This window comes from Comamonas odontotermitis, assembly GCF_020080045.1.
Taxonomy (GTDB): Bacteria; Pseudomonadota; Gammaproteobacteria; order Burkholderiales; family Burkholderiaceae_C; genus Comamonas; species Comamonas odontotermitis.
This window is the reverse complement of sequence record NZ_CP083451.1, coordinates 2415458-2438707: the sequence shown is the minus strand read 5'-3', so window position 1 is coordinate 2438707 and position 23250 is coordinate 2415458. Positions and strand designations below refer to the sequence as shown.

The following is a 23250-nucleotide window of genomic DNA, read 5'->3' as shown; positions in this document are numbered from 1 at the left end:
TCATTCCTCTTTCTTGGCCTGGGCTGCCTTGCCCGCCCAATATCCTGAACGGAACTGCTCACCGTTCCCGCCCCAGTAAATGATTCCGTGCTGCTCGGTCTGGTAGGCCAGGCCCAAGGTGATAGCGGCCAAGTCAGCTTCGCGTTCACGCTCCCAGCGTTCATGTCTTTGCTCTGCTGTTTCGGTCATTGGTTGCTGTCCTTCTGTGGTTGGGCCTGGGCGGGCTGGCCCTCCTGCGCCTGGGCGCGTTGTTCAACCTCAAAGAGATCGCCAACGGCAAGTCGTGCTCTGCGCGTTGCCCGAGCATTCACGGCGCGCATGGGGGCGTCATGCTTGTTGTGGCAGCGTTGGCAGAGGGCCATCAGGTTGTCATCCGCGCAGTTCGCCGGGTCAGGATCGTGGATATGGGCGATGGTCAGCACAATGTCGACCATGCGCGCAACGCTGTAGTCGCTCATGCGGCACTGGCCGAGATGCTGACCGGTGTCGGCGTCATAGACATCTGCGGTATCCAGCATGTAGGTGTTGGCATCGTCATCGCAGCCGCGGGCGATGCGCTCATGGTTTGGCGCCTTGCATTTCTCGCATCGGTTACCGGCACGCGCCAAGATATGGGCGCGGATCTCCTGCCAGTTGGCTGGGTAGCGCGCCCGATTTTCTGGGCTAATTGGCATCACGCCTCCTTCGCGGCATTGCCGCCTTCCTGGGCCGCAGCCATGGCGGCGATCCAGTTTGAATAGAAGCCATTGCCCCAAGACAGCGTGTAGAGGAAGCAGAGAGCGAAGATTCCCCACTGCTCCGACTGCCAAGCGGCATAGAACCAGAGCGGTTGCCCCACAAGGCCAAAGACGGAAGCCCAACGGCGGCGAGATGCCAGGGTTGACTGCGATAGCGCTACGGCAGTAACGCCGAACAAGGCGATAAAGAGTTGCGCGATCATGCTGTACCGCCTTCCTGGGATGCAGCCTGGGCGTTGTCAGTGGTTGCCTCTGTTCTAACGAGGGCGCGGCGCACGGTCCGCAGCAAAGGTGTCCAACCTGCGCCCACCCATATCCTTCCTTCGTCCTTCTTCCAACTGCAGTCGTCTTGCAGGAATTCATCTTCGGCCTCGATCACATCCTTGATCGTCAAGAGCCGATAGCGCTTTGCATCCAGCGCATCAGCGGGCTGGGCCTGGGGTGCTGTGTAGAGAGGCGTCCAGTCGAAGTGATCTGGACAAGGCGCAAGCACCACCCCATCTTCCCGGCCAATGCGTAGATAATCTGCAGATTTCCCGGCTGGCTTGAACCAGAAGTCGCCAAAGCAGTCTCCACGCCTCTTGTAACGCCACGCCACCGGCTCGGCCTGCACCTCCACCACGTCACCTGCCGAGGAATCCTCGGTAGCTGGAAGTTCTGGGGCGACGGAAAGCATTGCGTCCCAGGCGGTGTGTGCATCTGCCTGAAATTCCAGTTCAGATTCTGCTGGGAACGTGTTCTGCTGTAGGCGCATAGATGCCTGTGCAAGCATGTCATGAGTCGGCTCCAGCGGCACCAGCTTCCAGCCCTCAGGCACAGCCACTGCTGCGGGCGCCTGTGCTGCCACTGCCTGGAGTTGGCCCACTGCGATTGCTTCGATCAGTTCACGCTTGCGCTGCTCGGTGAATTCGCGTGCTTCGTCGGTGCGCTCGATTGATACCCCGCCTTCAATGAACGCGGCAGAGGCGAGGGCGTCGATAGCCAGGGTGATGGTGTCAGCCATGGTGGCCTCCCTAAATGGAAATGCCCGCTCAGGGCGGGCTGTGAATAGGTGCCCACTGGGGGCGGTAGACTAGCGGGCTATGACCCTCTACGACTCGATGCTTGGCGCTCTACGTGAGCACTGGAAAGCCAATGACAATGCCTATCCGCAGTGCTTTGAACTGACCAAGATTGCCCTGGATGACTTGAATGCAGGCCGGACTCTGATCAGGAAGTCTGTTGGACTGAAGCCGCTTGAAGGCAATGACTTCAACGAGTTCCATGGCGTCAAGCTCGTAGTCAGAGAGAGCAATGCGCTGATTGCCAAGGATGGGACGCGGGTTCCGTTGGCTAGCTAAGGTCTGCCAGTGCCCGATTACAGGCCTCTACGCGGTCAATGATCGGCAGCAATAGAGCCCTGATGTTGCTGGAGTCTTCGCCCGTGTTCAGCATTGGAACAACGGTGTCGCGCAGCTCTTGCAGTGCTTCACGCTTAGCTTTGCGCAACACCGTCTGCCGTCCGATCAGCGCCATCTTTTCAGTGTCGCTTGTGTCTGGCAGCATGATCGCCCTCAATATGGCAAGTCATCATCTGGCGAGTTAAAACCGCCGTTCGCTGGATGGCCTGCAGGCGGCTCGCTGTAGCCATAGTTGCCTTGGCTGGGCTGCGCGACAGGGCGTGCCTTCAATGGCCGGTCTGCCAAGCTGGCCATGATGGATGCCAGCTTCTTGGGCTGCGTGGCCCGATCCATGATCTCAGCAGCTGTGAACTCTGTGGCAGCCTCGAACGGAGCAGTCAGCTCCAAACGCCAACCAGTTTCTCCTGTCTTGCGACCATCGCGCATCTTCTCGTATTCGGTCTTTTGCAGAACCAAACCGATAGGGCAGTTCACCAGCTCGGGAAAAACCTCAGCCTGTTCTTTGAACGACTGCTTGGTGGTGTAGTCGAATCGCTCAACCTCACCCTGGGCCACTGTGACGCCTTTGAGCTTCATGCAAGCCATGATTGCATTGATGGTCTTGAATCCCATCAAGTGCTCGTTCTGGGCATTCATTGTCCAGATGTCAAAGCGAGTGGTTTGCTTCGAGTCAGACTCGAAGGTGAAGCCCACGCCGTGAGTGCCCTTGTTGGTGCTTACCAGCTTCTCGGCTCGAATGAACTTGCCTTTGTACTTCCCGGTTTCGGTCAGAAAGCTGCTGAAATTCTCTGCCTCGCGTGCCGCATTTTTGTCAATGGTGTACATGGTGTTTCCTTACTTGGTTGCTCTTGGGATTAAAAAGCCGCCCTGTTAGGCGGTTGCTGTGAGGCCGTAGAACTCGCATATCTGCTTGTCCACCTCGGCTAGATCATTGGGAATGTGCTGATCCGCAAACATCCCCATGGGAGACTTGCAGCAGTCCTGTCCATTGGACTGGGTAGCAAATAGGTACTGGCTGTTGATCACCTCTGTGCGCAGAACGATGGTGAAATAGCCTTCTGGCACGATCATGCTGTCCACCATCTTGCCGACGGTCTTCATGCGGATCTGCCCAGTCTCATCAGTCTGCGTATGTGTCAGGATGTAGACACGGCGGTGATCCGCTAGGCGCCCAGCGGCCTGGAACACCTCCCATGCGTTCTTGGCAATGTCAGTGAACTTGTCGTAGCCGCGCTCGGCACTTCGGCTGATCAGTTCGTTGATCAGCACCGCCTGGTAGTCATCAATCACCACGATGTCCTGGGTGCTGCCTTGAAGCACTTTCAGGATCGCGTCTGGCTTATCAGTGCGGACAACATTCCCCTCTGGCGTTGCCTTGGTGCAAGGCCTCCAGTCACTTGCGCGAAACGGCAAAGGCTTGTTGATGCACTGGATCAGTAGGGTTGATGCCGGGTCAAGATTGCGCAGGCTGGTGGACTTGCCACTGCCTGAGTTGCCGAGAATCATGGTCGCTATGGACATGGTGTTTCCTTGGGGCTGCTTGGTTAGAAAGGCATTGCTGCCCGCTCCTCAGCGGACAGTTGGTCAATTCCGCTGGAGAAGGTGATGGTTTCGAGCAGAGGTCGGCGCATAGGCTGGTGGCGCACATGCATCCCGGCGAGGTGCTTTAACGCGGGGCTACTCTTTGCTACCCCTTGGCCGATTACCAGGCGCAGCGCTTCTACGCGGCCAGGCAATTGCCTCTGGCGAGGGCTTGTTTGCATAGAGCGTCCTTAAACAATCGCGCCCGCATACACAGCGGCCGCACAAAAAGAAAGCGCCGTGATGGCGCTCCAGAGGAATGCGTGGAAGAGGGTTCTCAAGTCTTGGCCTCTCCTGCCGCCTTCTCCAGCGCTGCTCGGCGCTTTTGGATGTTGGCTTGCTTCTTGTTCACAGCAAGCTGCTGCTCCACCAAAGCAGCATGACCAGCAGAGATTGCAGAGTGCTTGTCGGGGAAAATGTCATGGATTGAATAATCCTTGCCCCTCTCTGCTCTGTGCCAGCCGCCACGGTCTTTCACAAAAGTCAACTCAACTGGCTTGAAGCTGGGCATCAGTACCCAGCCGGTGTATGGGAAATTCATTTCTTCTCCTGCAGCGCGATCAGGCGCCGGTACTTGTCGAATGTCTTGCGGATGTCGGTTGCTACCGCTGGCACATAGCGGCTTTGCTTCTCGCCTCGCGGGGCGACAAGAGGGCGCGATGGCATGGTGGGCATTGGGGTCATGCTGGCCTCACAACTAGGCCGCCAACGGGCCCATTGAACAAAGAAAAGGCCGCATCAGTTGCGGCTTGGCGGGATGGGTAATGGGTCTCACTCACATGAGCGCCTAGCTTGTAGATGAACATGGGGGCTCCTTGGCTAAGTGGATTGCAGCTGCGGCATGGACGATGGCGCGGCGGGTGGCTTCCATTGGTTCACCAGAATGCCAATACTCACCCCGCCCACGAGAGGTGCCTGGAACCACCGCCAGAGACTGGCATTTATCGTGGTGATAACTCACCTCAATGCCAAGAGTCACCACCAGTCGCAGTGCGTCGCCATCGTCGGTCAGCGGGTTCCAAGGTTCATAGTTGGCAAGGTGCCCCCGGAACAGTTCCACGCGCTCTGGGAAATCTTGGCCATGCTCCCAGGTAATTTCAATCCCAGCGGCCTTGGCAGCCAGATCAAGAAGTTCGCGTTCGGTCATCTCACACCTCCATGTGTTTGGTGACCGGATGAGGCAACGGCATCCACGCGATAGCTTTGGCGCTCACACTCCAGTGCGTTTCCTCATGAACGTTCCATTCGTACCAGCCTTCGGGGCAGTAGTACATATCGTCTGCTTCGACATATTCGCCCCAGTCGGTGTCGTCATCGCCTGCTTCGATGGTGTGCTTGGCAGCCCACATGGCTCTGATTGGGTATTTGCTACCAATATCCAGAAGCACAGGTGTTCCTGGGGTTGGCAGGCGGTCATCCACACTGATCCATCCTATTGGAGCCGCTGTCTGTTCGCTGTTCTCACTCGTCATCTTCAATCTCCTTAACTTTGAATTCCCAGACTCCTGGGTTCACGATCGTGCTGGGCCGCAGGAGTGCTGCCAGGGCTGTGCTGGATGCATCGAAAAGCGGTATGAATTCGTCGTCATAGGGCGGTTTCACCAGCACTTGCTGGCCACTCGCCAAGGCCCGCAGGTAGGGCGCATTGAGGTGTTCCATTACCAATCCCTCCTTGCTTCTTCGTCTAAGGCTTCTTCAACCCCGTCTTGGCAGACCTCCAGCAGGTAGTCGTGCAGTAAATCGCCTACAGCAGTGCTGTTTCCTGCCAGCAACTGGCAGCAGATGGCATCAAGCGTTCCCGGATCGAAGTTCTTGAACGCGGTGTCCACTACACCGGAGAACTTCGGCAGGAATGGGCTGGTCAGCGATGGAGCTGGGAATGATGGCTCCATGCCATCCCATCGGGCCTGAGCTCGGCTCAGTGCGTAATGGTTGGACAAGTCATTCATTGGCTTCTCCTAGGATTGCTCTGTTCGGAAGTCAAGCGGCAACGGAAACCGGTCAGAGGTCTTGAGCCAGTGGCTTAGTTTGTTGACCAGCAACGACTCATCCTGAATTCCAGTGGCTTGCTGGAATGCTGTGCACGCTGCAGGCGACAATGGCGTGCGACCATAAATTTCCGCGAGAAGATTCAAAGCTTTAAAGATTGGAGAAGAAGTCATGTCAGCACCTCTTAAGAATGTTTCGACCGAAGAATTAGAGAAAGCGCTGGCTGCAGCGCTACTGGCCGTGTCAGGCCGCCTTGTTTCTGTGTCAGTGGAGGCCCTTGCGTTTGACGAGAGAACGAGCCGTGCTGACATCAAATTGAGCGCATGGGACAAGGCCGCAATTGACGACCCCTTTGCTGGAGTCGTCTAGATAAAAAAGCCACCCGGAGGTGGCGAATCCAGCGTGGTAGTGCTGGAGTGTGTTTCGTGAATAGATAGTCCAAGCCAGGATGCTTTTCTGATTAGTGGCTTGCGGTAAATATGAATAGATTGGTGAATAGATTTGCCTTGGTTGGCAACATCTATGAATGGGGTGGGCTACTCGCTGCACCGTGCGCTCCCCCGGTAGCACCCAGAGGCGGCATTCGCTTTTGCCCGAAAAATGAAGATGGTGGCCGGAGGTGATCCCGGCTTGCGGCACTGACCGAATTAGGCCGCGTGAATTGACGACATTCAGCCTTCTGCGCATCACCATTGCGCTTTCACCATCACAGATAGGGGCCGGTGCTGATCTCCGGCTTTGGAACCTTGCGCCTACTTCGGCGGTGCCCCTGGCTCTCGATTTCCCCAGCGCATCAGCCTGCGCATTCCCTATCTGTGATGGCCCTCTTTCGAGGATATGAGTACCAAAAGCATCAAATCAGCTGAAATGATGCTCTTGGGGTGCTTATGTGGTTGCCTTGGCGATGGCTTCTTGGGCTACCCACGTTAGATCTGTTGTGCGACCGACTGAATCTGGTTTGTAGACCTCAGGGTTTGCGTAGAACTGCAGCGCAGCCAGCAGTTCAGGGGCTGCAGCAATCAGGCGGGCGTTTGCCTCCTGAATGCTCAATTCTTCGCCTGAGATCGTTTGGGCCACATCTGAGTAATGAGGGGTGTATGTTGCGCTTTCTGCTTGCGATATGTTGAAGCGCAAGCCTGCACCTGGATACAGTTCAAATTCTCCGAAGCGCCAAGGCCCTGGCGTGTGCTTTGCTTCCATCTTCATCCTTCCGCGCCTGTGCGCATAAATTGAAAACGCCCTGAGTAGGGCGCTTGGGGGTTGGGCCTATCCGGTTTGGCCGTCGTATGCTTTGAGCCGCAAACCTTCATTAGTGAATTCAAGTGCGATGGCATGGTTCTCGATTGGCAAACCAGCATGTGCGGCTTGGATCAGAACTTCGCGTGAGGAATTCATTTGTTTCTCTGCTGCATGACGGGCAACCACAGCGATTGCCAGGGTCAGTCCAGCAATCCCAGGATGTTGCTTTCGAATCTCTTCTAATTCCAGCTGCGCTGCTGCCAATGCAGCGTGACCACCAGTGTCCAGAAGCACTTTTTGCGCTCGCTTATGCGGGACGCCACAGCTAGTTGGGAGGGTTTCTGGAATCTCGTGTTGCACTATTTGCTCCTGTTCTCACTAAAGCAAAAGGCGCCTCGTTTGAAGCGCCTTGTGTTTTCCCTCTGATGTCGCCCAGAGGGGAGCGCCGATTGCTCGGTCATCTTTGCGTCGGCTTCACTGCTTGCGTTACGGGTTCGCCACTCCCTAGTACCCCGTGCGCTCTGTGCGCTTTCTTTGCCCGGGTAACTCGCCTATCGGCAACTCCGAGAGACTGCTCGGCCAGGTGGCAGCCGGGTTGTCCGGCTCATGCATCTCGCATGTTTTCTCCTTCGCAGCGCTGGGCTGCCCAGTGTTGTTGTAGTGCTCTGGTCTCACGCGGCGCACCTGAAATTTCCGCGTACTTCCTGCCCGTAGGCCTTCCGTTTGCTCCGTGTACCGACTCGCTCGGCTTGGAGACGGGTTTAACCCGCGCCTGGGCTGTGTATCACTGCCTGTGGCTATTGCTGCTATATGGTCTGATGTGATTGGGAGAGGCGGGCGAATCGCTACTTCGCAAGGCGTATCACGCGGCGACCGGGTAGATCCTTAACCGCGCCGGCCAGCCAGACCGGAGGCCTCATACCACTGGCAAGGTGCAGGCAAAAGCTTCCTGCCGCCGCCTCTCCAAATCACACCAGGAGAGCGATGTAATGGGCGGGCCAAACTCGACATTGGCTGCCCGCATGCTGGGCTGCACTTTTCCGCTTGGATCAAGGCCATCTGCCAGCCCATTGGCATCTATAGCCGCTCTCCTAGGAATCGCCTATAGAACCCAATGGGGTTGTTCACCGCGCTTTGCTGCACACACGTCCTTCCGTGCTGCCGCCCATCACATCGCTCTCTCTTGTTAAAGAAGGGGAGTTAGCTCGATCACTTCACACCCATCGCGTTCTGCAACTAGCTGCGCTCCACTGGAGCTAGACCTTCCTCTTGCATCGAGTCGGTTCAGGGGCCGGATCGCTACCCCTTCGGTCGTTTCGCGGTTGTTGCTGCGATGGGTGAATTATCGGAATTCCAAACGTTTCTGTCAATCGGAATTCCAAACTTTTTTCACTTTTTTTGCAAAAGTCGCATGGAGTCTGGTTCGCACGCTATCTCTTTTCCTGGAGTGCAAATCTCCTTTGCATAGCAAGCCAAATTTGCGGTTGCGCATGGCAATTTCGTGTGCAATACTGTATAAAAAAACAGTGAATGAAGGACCCATGGAAGAAGGCCAAAAGGAACTCTTAGGCGTGCGACTGAAGGAGGCCCGGAAGCGGGACAAGATGTCTCAGGGCTATGTTTCCGAGGTGCTGCAGGTGACGCGCCAGTGCGTGTCTGCCTGGGAGACAGGGGCTAGTTGCCCCTCTGCCGTCCAACTTGCGCAGCTGGCAATGCTGTATTGCACATGCGCTCACACGCTACTGTTTGGTAGACCATTCCAGTCTCCAGAAGTGGCAAGTTTCCTGGCGGGGCTGCAGATATCGCCAGAACTTTCAATCAAGGAGTGAAGAATGAATAAGGAAGAAATCTTGAAGCTGATCAGCTCGCCGGAGCTGCCGATCCCAAGGCCTCGTGATGTTGGCGCCTACTATGCAGCCTGGCTGGCCACAGTCTATGAACGCTTGACTCCAGAGCAGCAGGCCCAGGCAATCACGCTGGGTGGACTGGTGCATTACCGAAGCTCGTACATGATTCCTGTCCTGGGAGCAGTTGGCGAGGGCGGCTTGATTTCTGACTTCGAGCTAGATGAAGGGCGGTCAACTGTGTAGACATGAAAAAGCCGCCCTGGGGCGGCTTGAAGTGGATGCTGGCTCAATTTTTACGGCTTCGGATGCTGCGATCAAACAACTTGGCAACTGCTCCCATGACGGGAACACTAAGGAAGCCAACAGTCACTTTCCAGTCTGCACCTTGGCTAATGCTCCAGATTGCCGCCCCTATACAAGCCAGAACAAGAATCGCACCAACAATGCGACCGCCCGCCTCAATGATTACTTCCGTCCAAGTGTAGATGCGCTCATTTTCAAGTCGGGCGCTTTGCTCCTTCTCGCACATCACCATAATGCGCTCTGCGCCATTGGGAATAATTCTGTCGAATTGTTCAAGCGCGCCAGGCGGTGGCAAAGGCCCTTGCCATTGAGCGGATACGATAGAGGCCCCTTGAGGAGCTGGCGTTGAAGGCGTCTTAGTTGTTGGCTTTTGCTGCTTGGCGTTCATTTTCTCGGCGGATCACCTTGTTCATCGTGTTTCCAACACGCTCCACATCACCGCGCATACGCTGCAAATCAGAGCCGTGTGGTCGATGCTGAAATGTTGGTGCAGCAAACGTAGTTGCTACTGCACCAAGACCGCTGAGCAATGCGGCCAGGAACTTCGCAGTATGTTTCATTTCTGACCTCCTAGCCTTAAATTTTAGCAGGTCGCTAATTAAACCGTAATACGGTTGGGCATTCCTTCGTATTGAAAACCGAAGATACAACGAGCCGCCACATAGGATCAATGCGAGTGAGACTCGCTAGCCTTCTTGGTTGTGCGCTTCGGCGCTTTTTCTTTTACTGGAGATGGGGCTGGCTTAGAGCCATTGAATGGATCAGCGGCGGTTGCTTTCTTGACAGTCCTACTGTTGTTGTACGCATCGTTGACATCAATGAGCAGTGCGTCGCGCTGGGCGTCATTGGCCAGGCCCCGAAAGAGCATCACAAGCTGCGCCTCTAGCCCAGTTAGTTGGGCGAAGCTGGTAGCTTCTGCGGGGCCGTCGCCCCAGAGCAAATATTCAGGCCGTAGCTTCAACAAGGTGGCTAGCGCCATGAAATTCTGAGCGGAGGGGCGCTTGGACAGTCCGCTGCAAATTTCGCTGAGAGCGCCCTGTGACATGCCAGCCTGCTTTGCAAGTTCCTTTTGCGAGAAGCCGCGCTCATCAATCCACCAAGCTAGGCGCTCGCCAAATGTCTTGAAGGTCGGGAGTGGAGTCATGGTGCAATGTTGGATGCAAAAAAAATTGGAATTCCAATTGACAGGGTGATTGGAATTCCGAAATAATGGGGCATGTCCCCAAAGCAGCTCATATCCTTTTTCCAAACCCAGGCAGCAGCAGCTAGAGCGCTGGGATGTGCGCAATCAACCATTGCTGAATGGGTTGCTGCTGGTTCTGTACCTGACGGACGTCAATACCAGGCCCAACTTGCTACCAATGGGCAGCTTCGAGCAGATCGTCCCGCTTTGCGCGTTCGAGCAACTCGCCGCACCCCCAAGCAAAAGGAGGTGGCCCATGGCTGAGTGTCTCGTCACCCCTGAATCCATCAAGACGAAAGCTGTTGATGTGCTCCGCCAACTGGATGGCTTGTCATACGCGGACGCGACGTATGCACTTGAAGTGGCGCAACGCACGATGGCCGCAGCCATCGAACGCTTGCACGAAGAGCAGACTTTTAGCCCTCCGATTTTCCGACAGTGTGCTCCCAAAGCTGAGGGAGATCGTCCTTGAAAAGTCGATGCATTTTTTGGTCTAGAGCTTTCACGTATTCCTGCGTGTTGTTGGCGTACTCGTACTGGTCGTCTTTGGTCTGCACTGCTATGTCCAGCTTGTGCCGGATTTCTTGCAACTCGATGAAGTTGGCGATGCAAATCATTTTGATGGTGCGGATTTCGTCCAGTAGCTCTTTGCTCATGCTCGCCCTCCATGGCGGTGGTTGTGTAGGAGCTTCCATCGTAAGCCATGGCTGGGCGGGCGCCCATACGGAGGCGACCTTTGGCTGATCCTTTCACCTTCACCTTGCCCGCAGGCACCGTATGCAAGCGCAATGGCATCCCGTTTAAGTTGACGCATGCGACCCAGATCGAGTGCCACCCAGGTGTTTGGCCTCTGATCAAGGGCGCTCCGCCGGATGAGATGGATGAGCCATTCGATGACCCGGGTCCTCATCCAGCCGCACCTGATTGTTCTTCGGCAGTTCTCGAATTCGCCGAGTCATAGCACGCCGAGCAGCACCGCTAACAGGCGGATCAGCCTCCGAAACCTCAAAACGAATTACTTGCCGGGCTACTTCGGCACTTTCAACAAGGATCACGCCATGGCAGACCACGACGAAATTCCGATGCTTGCCCGAGGCATTGCTGGCCCCCTGGGCAAGCTGACAGAAGAAGCCAAAACCAAGATTGACCCGGTCACTCAAGAGTTGTGGCTCCAGTACTGCGCAAGCATCCGCACTGACACTGCCAGCTTGCTGCGCGACTTCATTTACATGACCGTTCACAAGCGGTCTTACAGGCAATTGGTCTTGGATAAATCTAACCATGAAGCCAAGTGTATTGAGGCACTCACGAAGCTCATAGGCTCTATTGAGGCCCCCGAATCTGGAGGTGCTCATGGTTGAATCAATCAAGACTCTTACTCCCGCTGTGCTCCATTCGCAGGCTAGGTACGCCGCTACGCAAGGAGTTCCGCTGGTGGAGGCTAACCACCACGAGCAAGGCACTCCCTTGTGGCATTTCTTCAACAATGCATACCGCCAGGCGATGCACGCTGCTGAATGCGAGGTGCAGAAATGATTGCCTCACATAGCGCATCTTCGGCTACAGAAAACATCATCTCCGTAGCGGTAGATCTGGTGGTTGTGCAAGACCGATTCCGCAAGGACTTTGGAGACATAGACGCGCTCGCTGCAAGCATCGAAGAGCTGGGCTTGTTGCAGCCTATTGGCATCGACTCGGCCTATAGGCTGGTGTTCGGCGAGCGCCGTTTGCGCGCAGTCAAGCAGCTGGGCCTGGACAAGATCAAGGCGCGCTTTGTGAATCTGGATTCGTTGCTCAAGGGCGAGCTGGCAGAGAACGAGTTCCGCAAGGACTTCACGCCCTCTGAGAGGGTTGCTATTGGCGAGGCAATTGAGCGGGAGTTCGCGCAGCGCCACGGTGGAGATCGCAAAACTGAGGATCAAGCCGGAAAATTTTCCGGCTTGAATGAACCGACGGGCGACACCCGAGACCTGGTCGCCAAGGCCACCGGTTTCGGCAACGGCAAGACCTACGAGCAGGCTAAGAAAGTGGTGCAACACGCTGTACCAGAGCTTGTCCAGGCCATGGACAGCGGCAAGGCGTCAATTTCGGCAGCGGCCCTCGTTGCTGAACTGCCTGAGCCAGAGCAGCGCGCTGCAGTTGAAGCAGGCCGCGTCAAAGAGGTGGCCAAGGCCGCCCGCCATGTTGGCAAGCCCAAGACAGGCCCCAAGGCCGATGCTATCCGCGAAGAACTTAAAGCCGCCCAAGAGCGCGGCGTATCAATGTTGTGCACCTATGCACGGCTGCTGATTGGCGCAATCAATGCCGCTGACAGCTTTACCCAAGAAGAGCGCGAACTCCTCGCCGAGGTGGAAGGCGCCATTTTGACAACAAAGGCGATATGCAATGAAGACTGAAATTATCAATGTGACTCCTGCAATGGCAGCCACCTGGCTGAGCTGCAATTCGAGCAATCGCACGTTGCGCAGGTCCACAGTGGAAGGCCTGAAGGCGGCTTTCAAGCGCGGCGAGTATGTGCCAACCCACCAAGGCATTGCCTTCTCCACAGGAGGAGTGCTGCTCGATGGTCAGCATCGTCTGACCGCAATCTCTGAACTGCGCGATGGATCTTTTCCGATGCTTGTTACTCGCGGCTTGTCGGATGAGGCGTTCAAGGCGATGGATATTGGCGTGAAGCGGACTGCTGCAGATGCTTTGCGCTCTGAAGACCGACGCCTAGTGGAAACCGCACGCCTGATCGCGGCGATCTGTGTTCACAACAAGTCGAGCGTCACCCCAACGATGTTGATTCCGATCATTGAAAACATCAAGCGCCACCACGACGCATTGCTTGCATTCTGCCCCACTGCTGCAAGAACTTGGAGTTCCGCACCTGTACGCCTGGCAGCAGTGATGTCGATGAAGAACGGTGTTGATGTGGACTATGTTCGCAGCGTCTACCGCTCGCTTGTAATGAGCCACTTTGACGCCATGCCACCAGTCGCTCAGTCGTTGTACCGCTCTCATGTGGATGGCCGAATCCGTGCATCTGATACCGCTGACATGCTCAGCCGATGCCTGATCGCCTTCTCGCCTGAGAAAGCAAAGCTCACGAAGGTGCAAATCAAAGACTCAACTGCTTCGTACTCGCAAGTACGGGTCGTCTTCGGTTGGACAGTTCAGGCAGACGACGCCCCCGAAAAGAAAAAGGCTGCACGCGGAGGTGCAGCCAAGGGCGTTATGCAATCAGATTTTCGCACAGATTTCTGTTGAGCGTTAGCCCCAAGAGAAAACCCGCATCGGCTGCAACCGTGCGGGCTTCATTAGCAAAAACCTCGAAGTAAATGCTTTGAACGAAATGTACCAGAAGCAGAAAAGTAGGGCAAGGCATCAGATAGATAGGAAACAGGAATGACAGAAAGCCAATTCTCAGTAGTGCCAATGGAGGTGGTGATGGACAAGCGATTGACGCTTGAGCAAACCCGCGTCCTGATTGCGCTCTTCTCATTCCGCAATAAAGCGACAAACACTGTCTGGCCGTCTCGCGCCTCTATCGCAGAGCGCACGGGCTTGCATCCATCCAACATCAGCAGTGCGACTACTGCCCTGGTGAATCTTGGCTGGATCACTAAGGAAGGCGTTGGGGGATTTTCGAAATCCACTCGCTACACCTTGAATGTTCCTGATCTGCCAATTGGTGAAAAAGTAGCCGATCAGGCTACGGTAGCCGAATCGGCGACGGTAGCCCAACAGGCTACTCAAACGGTAGCCGAACGGGCTACACCACCCGTAGCCGATCAGGCTACACGCAAAGAACAATCCATTGAACAGTCCATTGAACAATCCAAAAAGACGCGCAAGCGCGCCTCGACCTTTGTTCTGCCGGACTGGATTGATCAAGCGCATTGGGATGCGTGGCACTCGTGTGCTAAACGCAAGAACGCCACTGATGCCCAAAAGCAGATGGCTGTTGAAAAGCTGGCCAAGTGGAGAGCGGAAGGCATAGACCACGCATTGGCCTTGGAAAACGCAGCCATTGCTGGCTGGCAGGGTCTGTTTGAGCCGAAGACAGGTGGCAATGCTCTTATTCAGCATTCTGGCTCACGGTCATCCTCATCTCACAAATTCGCAGCAGCTGCTGCAACCATTTACGAGGCATGACCATGCACAACGTTGTTGAATTCGAAGACGCCGTTGTGCGCGCAGCGCAGCAAAGCACTCCAGCTGCAGAGCGTCAAGTGGGTAGCACTGTGAAGCTGCTGTTTGTGACCTTGCAAGGCTCCTATGGCTCCTTGTTTCTCTCAAAGTTCGCCACTGGGGTGACCGATTCGGAGGGGCGGGATCTCGGGATTCGTTCGACCATGAAAGTTTGGGATGCTGCATTGAGCAAGTTTCCCGCCGCGACCATTGAGGCCGCAGCCAAGAAGCTGACACGAGAGCACCCCGAGTTTCCGCCCAATCTGCCGCAGTTTGAGGCGGTGTGTGAAGCACTGACGCCCCGCAAGACCTATGCGCAAGAGCAGGGGATCAAGGCCCTTCCTGCTCCAAAGCTTGAACCCATTAAGGTTGATCTGCAACCCAAGAACGACGGCAAAGACTGGGCGCGTCGCATCTTGTGGCGTGTTGAGCGCAATGACAAGTCGGTCACTAGGTACAGCCAGCGCGAAGCACGTCTGGCCCTGGGTATGGAAGGGCGGATGGCATGGCAGTGACCTACATGAAGGAAGCGAACGCGCTGGCCGCTGCCATCCGTGGTACCGGCAAGACCGAAGTGCTGCGAAAGGGCGGGAGAACGCCGGCTACCGTCGCCACTCCAGACCAGCTTGGCATCTTGGCATTCATGCGCGAGTTCTTCACTGAGAACGATCAGCTGCCTCCCATCAATGTTTCTGCAAAGCGTTTTGGCATGACGCCTAACGCAATGCAGTGGCATGTCAATGCGCTGGTTCGGTTCGGCTATCTGGAAAAGAACGCGGTGGGCAAGTACCGCTTTGCCCGCATCAAGGGGGTCGAGGCATGACCAAAGAGCAAATCATGGAACTCGTCAGCAAAGGGTTGGTACTGGCGCAAAGCCTGGGAGACACCGCGAGCTTCAACTGGCGCAAGAACATTGCACCAGTGCTCAAGCAATTGGAGGCAGAAGGCCGCATCAAAAGGCTGCATGTCGGTGAATGGACTGGCTACGCACTGCCAGATTGGCAAATGTCTGCTGATGAGCTTCTCGCGTACCTCCTTGGCAAGTGTCGTGTTGACAAGGAAAGCGGCTGCGAACTCTGGTCTGGATCAACAAATGGCCGGCAGGGGCCTCTGGTGTATGTGCCAGGTGGTAAACCCAAGACATCGGTGCGTAGGCTGATCTGGGAGACGACCACGGGCAAGTCGTTGACAAACAGTGATGTGCTGCTTCCCAAGTGCGAAGACCCTGCATGTGTGGCCTTTAGTCACATCAAGAAGGTAAAGCGTGGCCATGCGCAGAAGGGCAAAAAAATGACTCTTCTGCACCGCATGCGCCAATCGATTGGCAGAAAGAAGCGTTCGCACATCACGGACGAGATGGTGCGTGGGTTGCGTGCGTTCGTCGGGACGAATCAGCAGGCTGCCGACCATTTCGGGATTACCAAAGCTGCAGCGCAAGGAATTCGGTCTGGACGAAATCGCCGGGAGTACGCGGCAAACGGGATATTCACTCAACTTATTGAGCGTAAGGCCGCATGAGGGGGCAGCAATGCAGCGAATTTCTAAAAACACGGGACTGGCTGGTGACGTTGGCAATGACGCCGGGCTGGTGGCAGTACAGCAGGGCGCAGGCTGCCAAGCTGGAAGCCGACCAGGATGCGGCGGGTGCCTGGGCCGGGATGCGGGAGGCTGTGCGGGAGCAACTCAAGGCCAAGGGGTTCAAGCCATCGCCGGAGGAGGCCAAGCCTCTGGATTGATCGCTGCCCTGACGCTGCCATGGCCGCCAAAGGCGCTGAGTCCCAACGCACGCCTGCACTGGGCGGTAGTGGCTAAGGCCAAGAAGGCGTACCGCGCCGAGTGCGCTTTACAGGCACGGGCTCAAGGTGTTGGCCGGACCAAAGTGCAGAAATTGCACATTGATCTGCTTTTTTTCCCGCCGAGCCGCCGCTCATTTGACCTGGACAACGCTCTGGCGCGCATGAAGTCGGGCCTCGATGGTCTGGCTGATGTGCTGGGAGTTGATGACAAGAACTGGAAGCTGGGTATCGACAAGGCCGACCAGATCGGCGGAATGGTGAAAGTGGAGGTGCGCCATGTCCGAGCCAATTGATCCTCAAGTTGCGGTTGACTACCTACTCCAGACTGCGCCCCGCTACGCGGCAGCCAAGGCTAAGCGTGTCCAGTTGGAGGAGTTCCGCAAGTCCAAGAAGGCCATCCTCATGCAGCAGGCGGAAGGCAAGACCGTTGCCGACCGTGAAGCCTACGCCTATAGCCACCCCGAGTACATCGAGCTGCTCAACGGCTTGGAATCGGCTGTAGAGGCTGAGGAGTTGTTCCGCTGGAAGATGAAGGCAGCTGAGCTGCAGGTGGAAATCTGGAGGTCACAGGAAGCAAGCAATCGGGCAGAGGGGAGGGTGGTGCGATGAAGCCAAGGATTTACCTTAAGTATGGGTATTGGTTGTGCCTTGGAGGTATAGGGTTTGGGGTGGGGGCGACCCCTCTCTCTGCCTATCAAAGATGGCAAGAGTATTGCCGTTTGAGACGTGAGCGAGAGCTAAACCAAATCTATAGCGACATCGCAGCTGGTGTTCAGCGCACATGGCAGTCTTTGGGAGACACACGGAAATGAGCCGCAAACAATGGACGGATGCCCAACTCTACGACCTGGCCGGCTGTGTTGCTCGCCGGATGACCTGGAGGCAGATCGCCGATGAGTACAAGATGAGCCAGAAGTGGGTGCAATGCGTCTACAGAGGGTATTTGCACCGGGTTGAAAAAGGCAAGTTCTGCCACTGGACGCCAATGCGCCTGATGAATCTGCATCTGGAACGCAGCCGAGGTGTCAGTGTTGAGGCGCTTGCACACGCCAATAAGGTGAGTGTGCTGGTGGTCCATCAAAAGTTGGGCGAAGCGCGTCGATTGCTGGAGGGCGCACGATGAAGCGCAGTGGATTCAAGCGCCAAGAGCGACAGATCGCCCCAAAGCCTGTGTGCCGGCCGTTGCCTGCTGCGCCGAACTACGCACAGGCATCGACGGCAGCTACCCCAGTGTCAAAGGGCGCGTTTCTACGCCATGAGGGCTACCGCCGACTGGTGGCAAGCCTTCCCTGTATCGCTTGCAAGATCGTCGGGTACAGCCAGGCCGCGCATGCCAATCATGGCAAAGGCACTGGCCTCAAAACTGATGATCGCACCTGCTTCCCGCTGTGCTGCGACCGGCCTGGGGTGAAGGGGTGCCACCCAAAGTTCGACCAGTACGAGCTTTATCCGCGGCTTGCCGCCGCCATCGTTGCCGAAGCCTGGGGCGCAGACACCCGCAGAAAAATCGAGATGCAAGGGAAGTGGCCCAGGGATCTTCCCAAGTGGCTAATCACCGAAACAGAGATTCAACAGGAAAAGGAGGCCCTATGACCGAAAAGCTGACCCCAGCCCAAGAGCGAACTGCCAAGGCCCGCGTCTGTGAAGCAGTATGGGAACTCTACGACCTCGGCGCCCCAATCACTCGGGATGCCTTGGTGCGCCAAACGGGATTGAAGACTGTGACGGTCGACGAAGCCCTGAAATCCCTCAAGCGAGAGGACAAGATCATCAGCATTGAGCGGGGGCTGTATGAGCCTGCCGAGGTGCCTGAGCAGTCAGAGGCAGTCAGCGTAACCATCCTCCCTCGGGGATACGCCAAGATCGAGAAGGGCGACCAAGTGATGTCACTGACGCCGGGAGAGTGGCGGATGCTGGCCCCGCTTGCAGCAGGATCTGCAGCCCAAGCCGCGGTGGTGGAGCATACGCACCTGACGGTGCGCCTCGCCGACCAGGTGGAGAAGCTCAAGCGTCAGGTGGCGGGGCTCAAGGAGATGCTGGAGGCGGATGGGCGGCAGATGGCAATTGAGTTAATCTAATTTTTATTCGCCTACTGGCCCAAAATGCAATCGCCCATTTGCTACTGTTGCGATATGGTGCTTGTTAATTCGCTCTCCTGTTCCATCTTTGTAGGAAATAGTAATTCTTTCCTTAGAGAGATCTACCGCAGTGCTAAGTATAAATCTGCGCACAATTGAGTCGTTAGTGTCTAGCACTGGTATATTGAAATTTAATTGTTCGTAAACTGGATTGCTAGAAAACTGGCTGGCCTTAGAAATGAAAATGTCAATATCCATACACCTGTAGCCAAAATTCTTTATTTCTATTTCAACGGGTGCTGCATTGAGGTAATCACCTCTGTTGATGCCAAGGGTAAAATTAATTTTGAGATTTGCACGATGATTCTCAAGTAATTGGTTGACTTGAGTCTTTGTGGCCTCTGCAATCTCTTTTTGCTGAGCGACAGAGTTTGCGAGTTCTTCTGCTTGAAGATTTAGAGCTTCACTATTTAGGCGTAGCTCACGCCCTTGTTGTAGGTATCCAAGAACCAACCACAAAAAAGCCACAGGCCCGAAGCTGCCAGCAAGGAAATCACCAATCTCGTTCAGCTTCATCGCGCAGAAATCTTCCCACCTAATGGCAACCAGTGTTGCCATCCCTAGTAGGTACAACACAGTAAGCCATGCGCCAACCTTGGGACTAAAGGCGTGCAGGAGTCTGGAATAGTCTTTCTTTGCGTTGGCTTGAAGTGGTTTTTCAGTTTTGTGCATTTGGCTTCCTAGATCAACTGCTAAGAAGTATGCCATTGCCCCCCGCGTAGGGTTCGACATCACGAAGCCTTCCCTGAACACTCAGGGAATGGCAACACCAAAGCAAGGCACAAGGCCTGCAACTCCCAAGAACTCTAAAGCTAAGCCTGCTGTCAAGAAGAAGGCGGCAGGCAAAGGTGCGTCTGCAGCAAGGCCACCTCATGCCCTTGATCGCACTGTCACGGATGCTGTACTGCAGAAGCTTGTAGAGGGGAACAGCCTGCGCTCCATCTGTGCCGAGCCGGGTATGCCTGCAATGGCCACCTTTATGCGATGGCTCGCTGAGGATGGGGAAGAGGGCGACAAGCTCAGAGAGCGTTACGCGCGCGCGCGAGAGGCGCAGGCCGAAACGATGGCAGAAGACATCCTGTCCATTGCTGACGAAGAGTGCACCATGGTTAAGGCCGACAAACATGGCAGCAGAGACGAGGATGGTGACGGCAATACGGAGGTGGTATTCGACGCAACAGCTGTAGCCCGCAACCGTCTGCGAGTAGATGCGCGTAAGTGGCTGCTGTCTAAGCTGGTTCCGAAGAAATACGGCGACAAGCTCCAGGCTGAACACAGTGGCCCAGGTGGTGCTCCTATCTCCATTCAGTCAACTGTCACCTTCGTCGAAGCCCCTGCGCGTTCCGAGGATGACGAATGAACGCACCCCTTGCTATCAACGTGCAAATCCCAGCCAAGCTGGCCGGCCTGTACAAGCCTTGCCGGTACAAAGTGATGAAGGGCGGCCGAGGTGGAGGTAAGTCACACGGTGTTGCCGAGGTGCTGCTGGAGAAGGGCGCTCGGAACCCACTGCGCATCCTCTGCGCCCGTGAAATCCAGAAGTCCATGCGCGACTCTGTGCATCGGCTGCTCAAGGACAAGATCATCAAGCTTGGCCTGCAAGCGTTCTATGAAGTGCTGGACACGGAGATTCGGGGCGCCAATGGCACGCTGATCGTGTTTTCAGGCCTGCAGAGCCACACAGTGGATTCGATAAAGTCCTTTGAAGGGGTGGATCTTGTCTGGGTGGAAGAAGCCCATGGGGTGAGTAAAAAGTCATGGGACACACTCACACCCACGATCCGCAAGGAAGGCAGCGAGATCTGGCTGACCCTGAACCCGGACATGGAGACCGATGAAACCTACCAGCGTTTCATTGCCACACCTTCAGAAGATACCTGGGTTTGTGACATCAACTGGCGGGACAACCCCTGGTTTCCAGATGTCCTGAATGAAGAACGCCTCAAGGCCAAGCGTTCCATGCTCAAGGAAGACTATGAGCATATCTGGGAGGGCAAGGCCCGCACCGTTTCTGCTGGAGCAATCTATCGTTTTGAGATTGAAGCGCTGTACCAAGACCAACGTGTTGGCAATGTGCCCTATGACACACGTCTGCCGGTTCATACTGTCTGGGACTTGGGCTGGAATGACTCTATGACCATCGCTATGGTCCAGATTGGCGGCGCGCAGGATGTTCGGATCATCGACTACATAGAGGACAGCCACCGGACATTGGATTGGTATGTCGCCCAACTGGACAAACGCCCATACCGCTGGGGGTGGGACTATCTGCCACACGACGGCAACGCTGGAAACTTCCAAACTGGACAGACCGCAGAGCAAAAACTGCGTCTACTGGGCCGGCGCCAGGTTAAGTGCAATCCGGCGCTCAGTGTGGAAGAAGGGATCAAGTCTGCGCGCATGCTATTCCCTCGCTGTTACTTCGACAAGAGCAAGGCCGCCAGGCTGCTGGAATGCCTGAAGCGTTACCAGCGCGCGGTCAACAGCAAGACGAACGAGCCCATGGGCCCGCTGCACGATGAGTACAGCCACGGGGCAGATGCATTCCGATATATCGCTATGTCGGCTGAACACATGTATCGAGCCCAGCAAGAGCGCCCTATAGCAATTAATTCAAGCTGGGTAGCACATGATCCAGAGATGGGATATTGACATGCAAGCAATCACAGAAAACAACCAGGCAGACATGCAGCATGACCGCCCAGATTCTGGAGCGGATATTGGCCGCACTTTCCTCAATACGCTCCTGACCAAGCGGAAAGAGGCCATTTCTGGCCGTGCCGGATCTGGGATCGAGGAAGAGTGGACGGAGGATGAGGAGCACTATCAGGGCATTGATGATGCCAACCGCGATTTTCAAAATGCAAACCAGCTCTACCGCAGCCGTAAGACTGCCATCTTGAGCGGCCAGAGCATGAAAAGGAATGAGGGCGGTCGCTCTGTCATCTTCCTGAACATCACCCGAAGCTATACGGACGCAGCAAGCGCACGAGTATCGGACATGCTGCTGCCAATCGATGATCGGTGCTGGGAGATCAAGCCAACGCCATTGCCGCAGATTTCACCCATCAAACTGGCTGCGCTTGCTCAACAGATGGGCGCTGAGGGGCCCGAGCAGTTGCAATCACAACTGGAGGCGCAGCAGGCCCAGGCTGAAGAAGCCGCCTTGCGGATGCAGGATGCAATTGAGGATCCATTGGTTGAATCAAATTGGCATGGAGAGGTGCGTCAGGTCATTGAAGATTCGGCACGCATTGGATCCGGCGTCCTGAAAGGGCCATTCCCGGTCATGCGCACTGTCCGGGTGACACAAAAGGACCCAGTGACCGGCTTGACTGCAATGGTCAAGGTGGACGAAATCCAGCCAGCAAGCAAGCGCATTGATCCATGGAACCTCTTCCCTGATCCATCTTGCGGAGAGAACATTCACCACGGCAGCTATATCTGGGAGCGCGAGTGCATTAGCAAGCGCCAGATCAAGGAGTTGCTGGCTGATGAGAGCTACGACACCACTGCCCTGAAGGCTGCTCTCAAAGAAGGGCCAAGCCGTGTGCGCGAAGGCACCGAGGCGACCTACCGCCCAGGCGATGATGAGTACGAGATGTGGATCTTTTACGGCTACTGCGCAAAGGAGCACCTCGCAGCCATCGGTGTTGATCTGGAAGAGGATGATGAAGATCGTGTGCCAACCATGGCGGTCCTGATCAATGATCGGCTGGTCAAGTGTGTCATGAGCCCCCAGGAAAATGGTGAGTTCCCCTATGACGTTCTAGCCTGGCAGCGTCGCCCTGGCATGCCATGGGGCATGGGCATCAGCCGCCAGATTCGTACCACGCAGCGCATGCTCAATGCTAGTGCCCGGGCCATGATGGACAACGGCGGACTGTCGGCGGCGCCGCAGATCATCATTGGCAACAACATAACACCTGCTGATGGGAGCTATGCGCTTCGCCCAGGCAAGGTGTGGCGTGCAGAAGCAAATGCCACAGTTCAGGATGTGCGCGGCGCCTTCAACGCCTTTGTTGTCCCGTCTGTGCAGAACGAATTGATGAACATCATCAACTTCGCGCTCAAGATGGCCGAGGACACAACCGGCATGCCTGCCATGCTGCAGGGTATCCGCGGCGATGCGCCCAACACCCTGGGTGGCATGCAGATGCAGAACAACAATGCCACCAGTGTGCTGCGACGCCTTGCCAAGCGCTTTGACGACTACATGACCGCTCCGCATATCCGTCGCTACTTCGACTGGATGATGATTTACAGCGATGACGAGAGTATCAAGGGTGACTTTCAGGTTGATGTGCGTGCGTCATCTGCCCTGGTAGAGCGTGATGCGCAGCAGCAATTCCTGATGTCCATGCTTCAAGCAGCTGCCAATCCGCTTTACAAACTCGATCCAGCCAAACTGGCTGCTGAGCTGTGCAAGGGGCAACGCCTGGATCCGAAGAAGTTCCAGATGGACGAAGAGGCCACGCAAGCGCAGCAACCAGCACCTGATCCAACACTGGAGGCCAAGGCAGGTCTACTGGAGGCCCAGCAGACCAAAGAGTTGGCGTTGGCTCGCAAAGCAGATGCAGAGGCTACCAATGTCGGCATGGAGACGCTTTACAGCGGAGTTCAGACCGCTCAGGTTATTGCAGCAGTGCCTCAAGCGGCAGGGCTTGCTGATGGCCTGGCTCGATCGGTTGGATTCAAAGACCAGGATATAGCGCCAATCTACCCCGAGGCTGACACTTCTGCCATTCCACCCATCGAGCCACAGGAGAACACGGATCCTGTTCATCCAGGTAACCCGGTGAGTCCTGACATCGGCATGAAGCAAGGTATAGAGACACAACGCCTTGATGGCGTGCTGTAA

42 protein-coding genes are annotated in these 23250 nt (G+C 55.8%); 21 read left to right on the top strand and 21 right to left on the bottom strand.

Annotation, left to right across the window (positions count from 1 at the left end; genetic code table 11):
- From LAD35_RS11380 to LAD35_RS11365, 4 genes are read right to left on the bottom strand one after another with little or no spacing between them, the layout of a single operon-like run.
- Positions 1-189, bottom strand: coding sequence for a hypothetical protein (locus LAD35_RS11380; protein WP_224149190.1), 189 nt, complete (start codon positions 187-189; stop codon positions 1-3).
- On the bottom strand, positions 186-674 hold the full coding sequence (locus tag LAD35_RS11375) for a hypothetical protein (RefSeq protein WP_224149189.1): 489 nt from the start codon (positions 672-674) through the stop codon (positions 186-188). The genes LAD35_RS11380 and LAD35_RS11375 overlap by 4 nt, the downstream gene beginning before the upstream one ends.
- A complete protein-coding gene (locus tag LAD35_RS11370; protein ID WP_224149188.1) occupies positions 674-940 on the bottom strand; it encodes a hypothetical protein in 267 nt (88 codons plus the stop codon). The genes LAD35_RS11375 and LAD35_RS11370 overlap by 1 nt, the downstream gene beginning before the upstream one ends.
- On the bottom strand, positions 937-1740 hold the full coding sequence (locus LAD35_RS11365) for a hypothetical protein (protein ID WP_224149187.1): 804 nt from the start codon (positions 1738-1740) through the stop codon (positions 937-939). Before LAD35_RS11365 ends, LAD35_RS11370 begins: the two co-directional genes overlap by 4 nt.
- Before the next feature lie 79 nt (positions 1741-1819).
- Here LAD35_RS11365 and LAD35_RS11360 point away from each other — a divergent pair, with 79 nt between their 5' ends.
- The gene (locus LAD35_RS11360; RefSeq protein ID WP_224149186.1) at positions 1820-2077 is read left to right on the top strand and encodes a hypothetical protein; all 258 of its coding nucleotides are present in this window, start codon (positions 1820-1822) and stop codon (positions 2075-2077) included.
- Here LAD35_RS11360 and LAD35_RS11355 read toward each other — a convergent pair.
- The 10 genes from LAD35_RS11355 to LAD35_RS11310 all read right to left on the bottom strand — a co-directional run bounded on the left by LAD35_RS11355 (position 2070) and on the right by LAD35_RS11310 (position 5880).
- Positions 2070-2282: a hypothetical protein gene (locus tag LAD35_RS11355; RefSeq protein ID WP_184711719.1), complete on the bottom strand. Its 213-nt coding sequence runs from the start codon at positions 2280-2282 to the stop codon at positions 2070-2072. The genes LAD35_RS11360 and LAD35_RS11355 overlap by 8 nt on opposite strands.
- A gap of 8 nt (positions 2283-2290) precedes the next feature.
- On the bottom strand, positions 2291-2962 hold the full coding sequence (locus LAD35_RS11350; protein WP_224149185.1) for a hypothetical protein: 672 nt from the start codon (positions 2960-2962) through the stop codon (positions 2291-2293).
- 45 nt (positions 2963-3007) lie between these two features.
- Positions 3008-3658, bottom strand: coding sequence for an ATP-binding protein (locus LAD35_RS11345; protein WP_224149184.1), 651 nt, complete (start codon positions 3656-3658; stop codon positions 3008-3010).
- Positions 3659-3995: 337 nt separating this feature from the next.
- Positions 3996-4259, bottom strand: coding sequence for a hypothetical protein (locus LAD35_RS11340; RefSeq protein ID WP_224149183.1), 264 nt, complete (start codon positions 4257-4259; stop codon positions 3996-3998).
- A complete protein-coding gene (locus LAD35_RS11335) occupies positions 4256-4402 on the bottom strand; it encodes a hypothetical protein (RefSeq protein WP_224149182.1) in 147 nt (48 codons plus the stop codon). Before LAD35_RS11335 ends, LAD35_RS11340 begins: the two co-directional genes overlap by 4 nt.
- A 103-nt stretch (positions 4403-4505) precedes the next feature.
- On the bottom strand, positions 4506-4865 hold the full coding sequence (locus LAD35_RS11330; RefSeq protein ID WP_224149181.1) for a hypothetical protein: 360 nt from the start codon (positions 4863-4865) through the stop codon (positions 4506-4508).
- Position 4866: 1 nt separating this feature from the next.
- The gene (locus LAD35_RS11325; protein ID WP_224149180.1) at positions 4867-5190 is read right to left on the bottom strand and encodes a DUF551 domain-containing protein; all 324 of its coding nucleotides are present in this window, start codon (positions 5188-5190) and stop codon (positions 4867-4869) included.
- Positions 5180-5377, bottom strand: a complete 198-nt coding sequence (locus LAD35_RS11320; protein ID WP_224149179.1) for a hypothetical protein — start codon at positions 5375-5377, stop codon at positions 5180-5182. The genes LAD35_RS11325 and LAD35_RS11320 overlap by 11 nt, the downstream gene beginning before the upstream one ends.
- On the bottom strand, positions 5377-5667 hold the full coding sequence (locus LAD35_RS11315; protein ID WP_224149178.1) for a hypothetical protein: 291 nt from the start codon (positions 5665-5667) through the stop codon (positions 5377-5379). Before LAD35_RS11315 ends, LAD35_RS11320 begins: the two co-directional genes overlap by 1 nt.
- Before the next feature lie 9 nt (positions 5668-5676).
- Entirely contained in the window at positions 5677-5880 is a 204-nt protein-coding gene (locus LAD35_RS11310) for a hypothetical protein (protein WP_224149177.1), read from the bottom strand.
- Here LAD35_RS11310 and LAD35_RS11305 point away from each other — a divergent pair.
- A complete protein-coding gene (locus tag LAD35_RS11305) occupies positions 5879-6076 on the top strand; it encodes a hypothetical protein (protein ID WP_224149176.1) in 198 nt (65 codons plus the stop codon). The genes LAD35_RS11310 and LAD35_RS11305 overlap by 2 nt on opposite strands.
- A 516-nt stretch (positions 6077-6592) precedes the next feature.
- Here the strand turns inward: LAD35_RS11305 and LAD35_RS11300 are convergent.
- Together LAD35_RS11300 and LAD35_RS11295 are read right to left on the bottom strand one after the other, a co-directional pair.
- The gene (locus tag LAD35_RS11300) at positions 6593-6913 is read right to left on the bottom strand and encodes a hypothetical protein (RefSeq protein ID WP_224149175.1); all 321 of its coding nucleotides are present in this window, start codon (positions 6911-6913) and stop codon (positions 6593-6595) included.
- A gap of 60 nt (positions 6914-6973) precedes the next feature.
- The gene (locus LAD35_RS11295; protein ID WP_224149174.1) at positions 6974-7306 is read right to left on the bottom strand and encodes a hypothetical protein; all 333 of its coding nucleotides are present in this window, start codon (positions 7304-7306) and stop codon (positions 6974-6976) included.
- Positions 7307-8436: 1130 nt separating this feature from the next.
- On the opposite strand from LAD35_RS11295, the gene LAD35_RS22400 reads away from it, so the two are divergent.
- Positions 8437-8775: a helix-turn-helix transcriptional regulator gene (locus LAD35_RS22400; protein ID WP_396022791.1), complete on the top strand. Its 339-nt coding sequence runs from the start codon at positions 8437-8439 to the stop codon at positions 8773-8775.
- A 3-nt stretch (positions 8776-8778) separates the two neighbouring features.
- Positions 8779-9036 (top strand): hypothetical protein, encoded by a 258-nt coding sequence (locus LAD35_RS11285; protein WP_224149172.1) that lies wholly within the window; start codon positions 8779-8781, stop codon positions 9034-9036.
- Between the two features lie 43 nt (positions 9037-9079).
- Here the strand turns inward: LAD35_RS11285 and LAD35_RS11280 are convergent, their stop codons facing one another.
- From LAD35_RS11280 to LAD35_RS11270, 3 genes are all read right to left on the bottom strand, one after another.
- Positions 9080-9484, bottom strand: coding sequence for a DUF2335 domain-containing protein (locus LAD35_RS11280; protein WP_224149171.1), 405 nt, complete (start codon positions 9482-9484; stop codon positions 9080-9082).
- Positions 9453-9656 (bottom strand): hypothetical protein, encoded by a 204-nt coding sequence (locus LAD35_RS11275; RefSeq protein WP_224149170.1) that lies wholly within the window; start codon positions 9654-9656, stop codon positions 9453-9455. The genes LAD35_RS11280 and LAD35_RS11275 overlap by 32 nt, the downstream gene beginning before the upstream one ends.
- A 107-nt stretch (positions 9657-9763) precedes the next feature.
- Positions 9764-10240, bottom strand: coding sequence for a helix-turn-helix domain-containing protein (locus LAD35_RS11270; protein ID WP_224149169.1), 477 nt, complete (start codon positions 10238-10240; stop codon positions 9764-9766).
- A 72-nt stretch (positions 10241-10312) separates the two neighbouring features.
- Here LAD35_RS11270 and LAD35_RS22395 point away from each other — a divergent pair, with 72 nt between their 5' ends.
- Positions 10313-10543 carry a Cro/CI family transcriptional regulator gene (locus LAD35_RS22395; RefSeq protein ID WP_224149168.1) on the top strand — a complete coding sequence of 77 codons (231 nt, stop codon included), beginning with the start codon at positions 10313-10315 and terminating at the stop codon, positions 10541-10543.
- 152 nt (positions 10544-10695) lie between these two features.
- Here the strand turns inward: LAD35_RS22395 and LAD35_RS11260 are convergent, their stop codons facing one another.
- Positions 10696-10935, bottom strand: coding sequence for a hypothetical protein (locus LAD35_RS11260; protein WP_224149167.1), 240 nt, complete (start codon positions 10933-10935; stop codon positions 10696-10698).
- Positions 10936-11337: 402 nt separating this feature from the next.
- Here LAD35_RS11260 and LAD35_RS11255 point away from each other — a divergent pair, with 402 nt between their 5' ends.
- The 13 genes from LAD35_RS11255 to LAD35_RS11195 all read left to right on the top strand — a co-directional run bounded on the left by LAD35_RS11255 (position 11338) and on the right by LAD35_RS11195 (position 18329).
- On the top strand, positions 11338-11640 hold the full coding sequence (locus LAD35_RS11255; protein ID WP_224149166.1) for a hypothetical protein: 303 nt from the start codon (positions 11338-11340) through the stop codon (positions 11638-11640).
- A 171-nt stretch (positions 11641-11811) separates the two neighbouring features.
- Positions 11812-12675 carry a ParB/RepB/Spo0J family partition protein gene (locus tag LAD35_RS11250; RefSeq protein ID WP_224149165.1) on the top strand — a complete coding sequence of 288 codons (864 nt, stop codon included), beginning with the start codon at positions 11812-11814 and terminating at the stop codon, positions 12673-12675.
- A complete protein-coding gene (locus tag LAD35_RS11245) occupies positions 12665-13531 on the top strand; it encodes a hypothetical protein (RefSeq protein ID WP_224149164.1) in 867 nt (288 codons plus the stop codon). Before LAD35_RS11250 ends, LAD35_RS11245 begins: the two co-directional genes overlap by 11 nt.
- A gap of 138 nt (positions 13532-13669) precedes the next feature.
- Positions 13670-14419: a helix-turn-helix domain-containing protein gene (locus LAD35_RS11240; RefSeq protein ID WP_224149163.1), complete on the top strand. Its 750-nt coding sequence runs from the start codon at positions 13670-13672 to the stop codon at positions 14417-14419.
- A gap of 2 nt (positions 14420-14421) precedes the next feature.
- Positions 14422-14970, top strand: coding sequence for a hypothetical protein (locus LAD35_RS11235; RefSeq protein ID WP_224149162.1), 549 nt, complete (start codon positions 14422-14424; stop codon positions 14968-14970).
- Positions 14961-15278, top strand: a complete 318-nt coding sequence (locus LAD35_RS11230) for a LexA family transcriptional regulator (RefSeq protein WP_224149161.1) — start codon at positions 14961-14963, stop codon at positions 15276-15278. The genes LAD35_RS11235 and LAD35_RS11230 overlap by 10 nt, the downstream gene beginning before the upstream one ends.
- Positions 15275-15973, top strand: a complete 699-nt coding sequence (locus LAD35_RS11225; protein ID WP_224149160.1) for a hypothetical protein — start codon at positions 15275-15277, stop codon at positions 15971-15973. The genes LAD35_RS11230 and LAD35_RS11225 overlap by 4 nt, the downstream gene beginning before the upstream one ends.
- 44 nt (positions 15974-16017) lie before the next feature.
- Positions 16018-16191 (top strand): hypothetical protein, encoded by a 174-nt coding sequence (locus LAD35_RS11220; RefSeq protein ID WP_224149159.1) that lies wholly within the window; start codon positions 16018-16020, stop codon positions 16189-16191.
- Entirely contained in the window at positions 16188-16544 is a 357-nt protein-coding gene (locus tag LAD35_RS11215; RefSeq protein WP_224149158.1) for a RusA family crossover junction endodeoxyribonuclease, read from the top strand. The genes LAD35_RS11220 and LAD35_RS11215 overlap by 4 nt, the downstream gene beginning before the upstream one ends.
- Entirely contained in the window at positions 16528-16860 is a 333-nt protein-coding gene (locus LAD35_RS11210; protein ID WP_224149157.1) for a hypothetical protein, read from the top strand. The genes LAD35_RS11215 and LAD35_RS11210 overlap by 17 nt, the downstream gene beginning before the upstream one ends.
- 199 nt (positions 16861-17059) lie before the next feature.
- A complete protein-coding gene (locus LAD35_RS11205) occupies positions 17060-17374 on the top strand; it encodes a hypothetical protein (RefSeq protein ID WP_224149156.1) in 315 nt (104 codons plus the stop codon).
- Positions 17371-17844, top strand: a complete 474-nt coding sequence (locus tag LAD35_RS11200; RefSeq protein ID WP_224149155.1) for a hypothetical protein — start codon at positions 17371-17373, stop codon at positions 17842-17844. The genes LAD35_RS11205 and LAD35_RS11200 overlap by 4 nt, the downstream gene beginning before the upstream one ends.
- Entirely contained in the window at positions 17841-18329 is a 489-nt protein-coding gene (locus LAD35_RS11195) for a hypothetical protein (RefSeq protein WP_224149154.1), read from the top strand. Before LAD35_RS11200 ends, LAD35_RS11195 begins: the two co-directional genes overlap by 4 nt.
- Before the next feature lie 3 nt (positions 18330-18332).
- On the opposite strand, the gene LAD35_RS11190 is transcribed toward LAD35_RS11195, so the two are convergent.
- Positions 18333-19121 carry a hypothetical protein gene (locus LAD35_RS11190; protein ID WP_224149153.1) on the bottom strand — a complete coding sequence of 263 codons (789 nt, stop codon included), beginning with the start codon at positions 19119-19121 and terminating at the stop codon, positions 18333-18335.
- Positions 19122-19149: 28 nt separating this feature from the next.
- On the opposite strand from LAD35_RS11190, the gene LAD35_RS11185 reads away from it, so the two are divergent.
- From LAD35_RS11185 to LAD35_RS11175, 3 genes are read left to right on the top strand one after another with little or no spacing between them, the layout of a single operon-like run.
- Entirely contained in the window at positions 19150-19749 is a 600-nt protein-coding gene (locus LAD35_RS11185; RefSeq protein WP_224149152.1) for a terminase small subunit-like protein, read from the top strand.
- Positions 19746-21041, top strand: a complete 1296-nt coding sequence (locus LAD35_RS11180) for a PBSX family phage terminase large subunit (protein WP_224149151.1) — start codon at positions 19746-19748, stop codon at positions 21039-21041. The genes LAD35_RS11185 and LAD35_RS11180 overlap by 4 nt, the downstream gene beginning before the upstream one ends.
- 1 nt (position 21042) lies before the next feature.
- On the top strand, positions 21043-23250 hold the full coding sequence (locus tag LAD35_RS11175; RefSeq protein ID WP_224149150.1) for a portal protein: 2208 nt from the start codon (positions 21043-21045) through the stop codon (positions 23248-23250).